The 6,433-nt window shown below is 75.4% G+C and carries 7 protein-coding genes; all 7 read left to right on the forward strand.

What is annotated here, in order from left to right; all coding sequences use genetic code 11:
* Positions 1–14: 14 nt before the first annotated feature.
* Positions 15–938, forward strand: coding sequence for an ornithine cyclodeaminase family protein (locus tag ABZS80_RS29355; protein WP_355060882.1), 924 nt, complete (start codon positions 15–17; stop codon positions 936–938).
* Positions 939–1,014: 76 nt separating this feature from the next.
* On the forward strand, positions 1,015–2,523 hold the full coding sequence (gene rimO, locus ABZS80_RS29360; RefSeq protein ID WP_355060884.1) for a 30S ribosomal protein S12 methylthiotransferase RimO: 1,509 nt from the start codon (positions 1,015–1,017) through the stop codon (positions 2,521–2,523).
* 47 nt (positions 2,524–2,570) lie between these two features.
* Positions 2,571–3,152, forward strand: coding sequence for a CDP-diacylglycerol--glycerol-3-phosphate 3-phosphatidyltransferase (gene pgsA / locus ABZS80_RS29365; protein WP_151461199.1), 582 nt, complete (start codon positions 2,571–2,573; stop codon positions 3,150–3,152).
* Between the two features lie 92 nt (positions 3,153–3,244).
* Entirely contained in the window at positions 3,245–3,817 is a 573-nt protein-coding gene (locus ABZS80_RS29370; RefSeq protein WP_355060886.1) for a CinA family protein, read from the forward strand.
* A gap of 226 nt (positions 3,818–4,043) precedes the next feature.
* Positions 4,044–4,481 (forward strand): helix-turn-helix transcriptional regulator, encoded by a 438-nt coding sequence (locus ABZS80_RS29375; RefSeq protein ID WP_355060888.1) that lies wholly within the window; start codon positions 4,044–4,046, stop codon positions 4,479–4,481.
* Positions 4,482–4,647: 166 nt separating this feature from the next.
* Positions 4,648–5,499, forward strand: a complete 852-nt coding sequence (locus ABZS80_RS29380; RefSeq protein WP_355060890.1) for a PspA/IM30 family protein — start codon at positions 4,648–4,650, stop codon at positions 5,497–5,499.
* Between the two features lie 16 nt (positions 5,500–5,515).
* Positions 5,516–6,295 (forward strand): hypothetical protein, encoded by a 780-nt coding sequence (locus ABZS80_RS29385; protein WP_355060892.1) that lies wholly within the window; start codon positions 5,516–5,518, stop codon positions 6,293–6,295.
* Positions 6,296–6,433: the final 138 nt, after the last annotated feature.

The raw sequence follows: 6,433 nt of genomic DNA on the forward strand, positions 1-6,433 counted from the left end.
GCACGATGGTCGGCATGACCGTGCTCTTCTCCGACGAAGACGTCGCCGCGGCCGTGGACGCCCCGCTCACCGTCGCCGCCATGCGGGACGCGCTGCTGGCCGCGTACGAGGGACGGCTCATCGCGCCGCCCCGGGCGTCCGCCCCGCTCGGCGGCGGCCGGATGGTGCTCACGGCCGGGCACCTCACCGGCGACTGGTACGGCTTCCGCTCCTACGACACGTTCGGGCACCCGGAGAGCGGGCAGCTCGTGGTGCTGCACGACGCCACCACCGGGGCGGTACGCGCCATCGCCGTCGGCGAGGAGCTGGGCTCGCGGCGCACCGGGGGACTGGGCGGGGTCGCCGTGGACGCGCTGGCCCGCCCCGACGCGGCCACCCTCGGCGTGGTCGGGTCGGGCCGCCAGGCGTGGACCCAGGTCTGGGCCGCCGCCGCGGTCCGCCCGCTGCGCGAGGTGACCGTGCACAGCCGCTCGGCGGCCCGCCGGGAGGCGTTCGCCGCCCGGGTCCGGGCCGAGCTGGGCGTGCCGGCCCGCGCGGTCGACTCGGCCGCCGCGGCGGTGCGCGACCGGGACCTCGTGGTGCTCGCCACCACGAGCACCTGCCCGGTGCTGGACGCCGCCGACCTCGCCCCGGGCACCCACGTCAACACGGTCGGCTTCAAGCAGGTCGATCGGCACGAGTTCGGGCCGGACCTGCTGGACGCCGCCGACCTGCTGGTCACCGACTCGCCCGCCCAGGCGGCCGCGTACGCCCCGCCCATGCTCGCCGCCGTCGACCCGTACGCGGACCGGTTGCGCGACCTGGGCGCGGTGCTGGCCGGGGCGGTTCCCGGCCGGACCGGCGCGGACCAGATCTCGGTCTTCTGCTCGACCGGCCTGGCCGGCACGGAGGTCTTCCTGCTCGACCGGCTGGCCCGGGTCGGCGCGGCGGCCCGCTGACCCGCGGCTCGGTGTGAGCCGGCCGATGCCCCCGGCCGGCCGTCGTGGGGTTCCCGGCCCGGCCCGGTACCCTCGGATGGTGTCTGCCACCTCCCCCTCCACCGCTGCCAGCGGCGACGGCCGTCGCGTCGCCCTGTTGACCCTGGGTTGCGCCCGTAACGAGGTCGACTCGGAGGAGTTGGCCGCCCGGCTGCACGCCGACGGCTGGCAGGTGACCACCGACGGCGAGGGCGCCGACGTGGTGGTGGTGAACACCTGCGGTTTCGTGGAGAAGGCCAAGCAGGACTCGATCCAGACGCTCCTGGCCGCCGCCGACACCGGCGCCAAGGTGGTCGCCGCCGGCTGCATGGCCGAGCGCTACGGCCGCGAGCTGGCCGACAGCCTCCCCGAGGCGCAGGCGGTGCTGAGCTTCGACGACTACCCGGACATCGCCGCCCGCCTGGACGCCGTGGTGGCCGGCGAGGCGCTGGGCGCGCACACCCCGCGGGACCGGCGGGAGCTGCTGCCCCTCACCCCGGTGAAGCGCCGCGAGGCGGCCGTGTCGCTGCCCGGCCACGGCACCCCCACCCGGGTCGCCACCGAGGCCGACGAGCACACCCCGGCGCACCTGCGGCAGGTGCTGCGGCACCGGCTCGACACCGGGCCGGTGGCCTCGCTCAAGCTGGCCAGCGGCTGCGACCGGCGCTGCGCGTTCTGCGCCATCCCGGCGTTCCGTGGGGCGTTCGTCTCCCGGACGCCGGACGAGCTGCTCGCCGAGGCGGAGTGGCTGGCCAAGACCGGCGTCCGCGAGCTGGTGCTGGTCAGCGAGAACTCCACCTCGTACGGCAAGGACCTGGGCGACCCCCGGGCGCTGGAGAAGCTGCTGCCGCAGCTCGCCGCGATCGACGGGATCGTGCGGGTGCGGGCCAGCTACCTCCAGCCCGCCGAGACCCGGCCCGGCCTGGTCGAGGTGATCGCCACCACGCCGGGCGTGGCCGCGTACTTCGACCTGTCGTTCCAGCACTCCAGCGAGCCGGTGCTGCGCCGGATGCGCCGGTTCGGCTCCACCGACCGGTTCCTGGAGCTGCTCGCCTCCGCCCGTGAGCTGGCCCCGGCGGCCGGCGCGCGGAGCAACTTCATCGTCGGTTTCCCCGGCGAGACCCGGCAGGACGTGGCCGAGCTGACCCGCTTCCTGACCGAGGCGCGCCTCGACGCGATCGGCGTTTTCGACTACAGCGACGAGGACGGCACCGAGGCCGCCGGCCTGCCCGGCAAGGTGTCCGCCGCGACGATCAAGCGGCGCTACGACCGGCTCGCCGCGCTCGCCGACGAGCTCTGCTCGCAGCGGGCCGAGGAGCGGCTCGGCTCGACGGTGGAGGTGCTGGTCGACTCGGTCGCCGACGGCGTGGTCGAGGGGCGGGCCGCCCACCAGGCGCCCGAGGTCGACGGCTCGACCACCCTGGTCGCCCCGCAGGGCGGCGGGGTGGACCTGTCCGCGCTGCGCCCCGGCGACCTGGTCCGGGCCACGGTCACCGCGACGGAGGGAGTCGACTTGCTCGCCGTACCGGATGAGATGATCTCGGCGGCGCCCGGCGCGGCACGGTGACGGCGGGCCCGGACGGAACGGGGAAGCCACGAGGGGCGGTGCCGGACATGACCGGAGCGGAGTCGACGGTGGCGGCCCCGGTGCCCCTGCTGAACGCGGCGAACGTGCTGACCGCGGTGCGGCTGGTGCTGGTCCCGGTCTTCGCGGTCACCGTGGTCGCCTCCGCGATGAGCCACGCCGGCTGGCGGATGGCAGCCTGCGTGATCTTCGTGGTGGCCTCGGCGACCGACCTGGTGGACGGCTGGATCGCCCGGCGGTTCGGGCTGGTCACCTCGCTCGGCAAGGTGGCCGACCCGATCGCCGACAAGGCGCTCACCGGCGCCGCCCTGGTGCTGCTCTCCTGGTACGACCGGCTGCCCTGGTGGGTGACCGCGGTGATCCTCGCCCGCGAGCTGGGCATCACCGCGCTGCGGTTCTGGGTGATCCGGCACGGCGTCATCGCGGCCAGCCGGGGCGGCAAGGTCAAGACCGCGCTGCAGATCCTGGCGATCACCTGGTACCTCTGGCCGATGCCCGACGCGCTGGCCCCGGTCGGTCCCTGGATCATGGGGGCGGCCGTGGTGGTCACGGTGCTCACCGGCTTCGACTACATCGCCCAGGCGCTGCGCCTGCGCCGTCCCACCCGCTGACCCGCGTGGCGCGTCGCCGCCGATAACCTCATGATCGGCGAATCCGTGCGCAGGATGAGTAGGTCGCCGCGGGGCGGGAAGAGAGGGCCGGCATGGGGACGGATGCGAACTACGAGCGGCCCGCCGGCAGTCCGGCGGCCTCGGTGGTGCACAGCCTGCACGAGCGCAAGGAGACGCTGGCGACCACCGAGTCGCTGACCGGTGGGCTGCTCTCCGCCTCGATCGTGGAGATCGCCGGGGTCAGCGGGGTCTACCGGGGCGGCCTGGTGGTCTACGCCACCGAGTTGAAGTCGGAGCTGGCCGGCGTACCGGAGAACCTGCTGGCCGAGCGCGGACCGGTCGATCCGGACGTGGCCGCCGCCCTCGCCGAGGGCGGGCGGCGGCGCTGCGGCGCCGACTGGGGCCTGGCCACCACCGGCGTGGCCGGACCGGAGCCGCAGGACGGCAAGCCGGTCGGCCTGGTCTACGTGGCGGCGGCCGGGCCCGGCGGCACCGAGGTGCGCGAGCTGCACCTCGACGGTGGCCGGGACCACGTCCGCTCCGCCGCGGTGATCGAGGCGCTGCGCCTGCTCGCCGAGCAGATCCACGCCGCCGCGCAGGCCGACGAGGCGCAGTCCGCCGACGAGGCGGACGGCACCGACCGGGCCGGAGCCGGCCAACGGTGACCCGGTCCGCGACAAACCCGACCGCAGCTCGCCCGGCCCGGGGCCGCCGACCGGCCCGCGAGATCGGTTCCCCAGGATTGGAGAGGCGGGGTGGGATGTCGTCGGGGCGACCAACGGGTACGGTTGCGGGAAGGCTCCGGCGGACGACGCCGGCGACGGGGCGGTCCACCGCGCCCGGCGCGGCACGCCGGCCGGAGATGGTGGTTCCCGTCCAGGGGGAGGTGCGATGGTTCTGCTACGCCGGGTGATCGGTGACGCACTGCGGGCGCGCCGGCAGGGTCAGCACCGCACCCTCCGCGAGGTCTCCTCCGCCGCCAACGTCAGCCTCGGCTACCTCTCCGAGATCGAGCGCGGCCAGAAGGAGCCCTCCAGCGAGCTGCTGGCCGCGATCTGCGACGCGCTCGGCGCCCGCCTCTCCGAGCTGCTCCGCGAGGTCAGCGACACGGTTGCGCTGGCCGAGCAGATGCCCGGGGTGCTGGTGCCGGTGGCCGAGGAGTCGATCGAGGCGACGGCGGCCGTGCGCAAGGCCACCAACCGGGGGGTCCGCCAGGTCACCTCCGACGGCTCGGTGGCCGTCCAGGTCCGCCAGGACTCGCCGCTCAAGGCGACGCTGCGCACCACCCGGGTCCGCCCCGCGGACCGGGACGTCGTCTGCGCCGCCTGATCCCGCCCGTCGCGCCGTGGCCGCCGGTGGCGACCGCGTCGTAGTGTTGATCAGGGTCGTACGGGGTGCTGGGTTGGCGTCCGACTGGGACGATGGAGGCACACCGCGCGGCTCGCCGGTCGACCCCGGTCGGGCGACGCGACGCTACTGAGGGGACAAGGCGGAGATGGCGAACCCGTTCGTCAAGGGTTGGAAATACCTGATGGCGCTCTTCGGCGCGAAGATCGACGAGCACGCCGATCCGAAGGTGCAGATCCAGCAGGCCATCGAGGAGGCCCAGCGCCAGCACCAGGCGCTGGTCCAGCAGGCGGCCGCCGTGATCGGCAACCAGCGCCAGCTGGAGATGAAGCTGTCCCGGCAGATGACCGAGGTCGAGCAGCTCCAGGCCAACGCCCGGCAGGCCCTGGTCCTGGCCGACCAGGCCCGGGGCCGCGGCGACGAGACCGAGGCCGGGCGCTACGAGCAGTCAGCGCAGCTGCTCGCCAGCCAGCTGGTCTCCGCCGAGCAGGCGATGGAGGACCTCAAGACGCTGCACGACCAGGCGCTCGGCGCCGCCGCGCAGGCCCGCAAGGCGGTCGAGAACAACTCGGTGATCCTCCAGCAGAAGCTGGCCGAGCGCACCAAGCTGATGAGCCAGCTCGAGCAGGCCAAGATGCAAGAGACCGTGGCCCGCTCGCTGGAGTCGATGTCGGCGCTCACCGCCCCGGGCACCACCCCGTCGCTCAACGAGGTCCGCGACCGCATCGAGCGCCGCTACGCCGACGCCATGGGGCGGGCCGAACTGGCCGGCAACTCGGTCGAGGGCCGGATGCTGGAGATCCAGAAGGCGACCCTCGACTCGGCCGGGTCGGCGAGACTGGAGCAGATCCGGTCGAGCATGGCCGGCGAGCAGCTCGGCGGCCGGCAGGAGCGCCCCGGGGTGGCGCAGCCCGCCGACCCGGCGGCCGCCGCCCGGCTCGAGGAGCTTCGCGCCAACATGAGCCGCGAGCGCGGCACCGGGGAGAGCACCACGAGCTAGGGGACGGGGGAGACCGATGGTCGACGAGCGGGCGCGGCACTTCCGCCGGCTGAGCAGGTTGCGCAGGTCCGCACGGCGCTGGAGCGTCCTGGCCGGTGGGCTGGGCGGCGCCGCCGCCGTGCTGACCCCGTACGCCGGGCTGGGCCTGCCCGACGCGGCCTGGGCCGGGGCCGCCGGCAGTGCCATCGCCGTCGCCGTCTGGCGCTGGGCCGACCTGAGAGTCCTCGCCGCCGCGCCGGCCCCGCCGGCCCTCGATCCGGCCGAGGCCGCCGCCCGCTCCCGTGCCCGGCTGGTCGCCGCCGTCGAGCGGCTGCCCGTGGGCCCCGGCGTCCTGGCCGAGGTACGCCGCGTCCGCTCCCGCCTCGCCCTGCGCGGCACCACCGCGTCCGAGGCGTGGGCCCGCCTGGACCGGGCCGCGCTGACCCTCGCCGGGCTGGCCGGCCGGCTCACCGGGCTGGCCGAGCCGGCGGTCCGCGAGGCGGCCGAGGCCGACCGCTCCCTGCGCGACCTGGCCAACCGGGTCGCCGGCGTGGAACGTGCCTTGAAGCTCGCCCCGGCCGAGGCGCGCGGGTCGCTCGCCGAGGCGCACGCCGCCCTGGTCGACCAACTGGAGAGCGGGGTGGCCGCGTACGAGCGGCTGGTGGTGGCCGCCGCCGGCTACGTGGCCGAGGACGCCCACCCGAGCACCCACGACCCGTCGGCCAGCCGCCTCACCGAGGCCACCGACCTGCTGCACGGCGTCGCGTCCGCCCTGGCCGAACTCCGCACCGCCCACACCCCCCTCCGCACCCCCTGACCCACCCCATTTCGCGCGTTGATCAAGGAGTTTGCGTCAGGAACCGGTGGGGTGGGGGCGCACGAGCAGTGGTATAAAAGGGCAGGTGGGGGAGGGGGGGGGGTGAACGGGGTGGGGGGGGGGCGGGGGGGGGGTGCG

Origin of the sequence: Micromonospora sp. NPDC005305, from assembly GCF_040607315.1 — a bacterium.
In the GTDB taxonomy this organism is placed as follows: domain Bacteria; phylum Actinomycetota; class Actinomycetes; order Mycobacteriales; family Micromonosporaceae; genus Micromonospora.

Bases quoted from the DNA above. Each gene is read 5' to 3' on its own strand.
- ABZS80_RS29355 (WP_355060882.1), top strand. From the start codon at position 15: ATGACCGTGCTCTTCTCCGACGAAGACGTCGCCGCGGCCGTGGACGCC.
- rimO (WP_355060884.1), top strand. From the start codon at position 1,015: ATGGTGTCTGCCACCTCCCCCTCCACCGCTGCCAGCGGCGACGGCCGT.
- pgsA (WP_151461199.1), top strand. From the start codon at position 2,571: ATGACCGGAGCGGAGTCGACGGTGGCGGCCCCGGTGCCCCTGCTGAAC.
- ABZS80_RS29370 (WP_355060886.1), top strand. From the start codon at position 3,245: ATGGGGACGGATGCGAACTACGAGCGGCCCGCCGGCAGTCCGGCGGCC.
- ABZS80_RS29375 (WP_355060888.1), top strand. From the start codon at position 4,044: ATGGTTCTGCTACGCCGGGTGATCGGTGACGCACTGCGGGCGCGCCGG.
- ABZS80_RS29380 (WP_355060890.1), top strand. From the start codon at position 4,648: ATGGCGAACCCGTTCGTCAAGGGTTGGAAATACCTGATGGCGCTCTTC.
- ABZS80_RS29385 (WP_355060892.1), top strand. From the start codon at position 5,516: ATGGTCGACGAGCGGGCGCGGCACTTCCGCCGGCTGAGCAGGTTGCGC.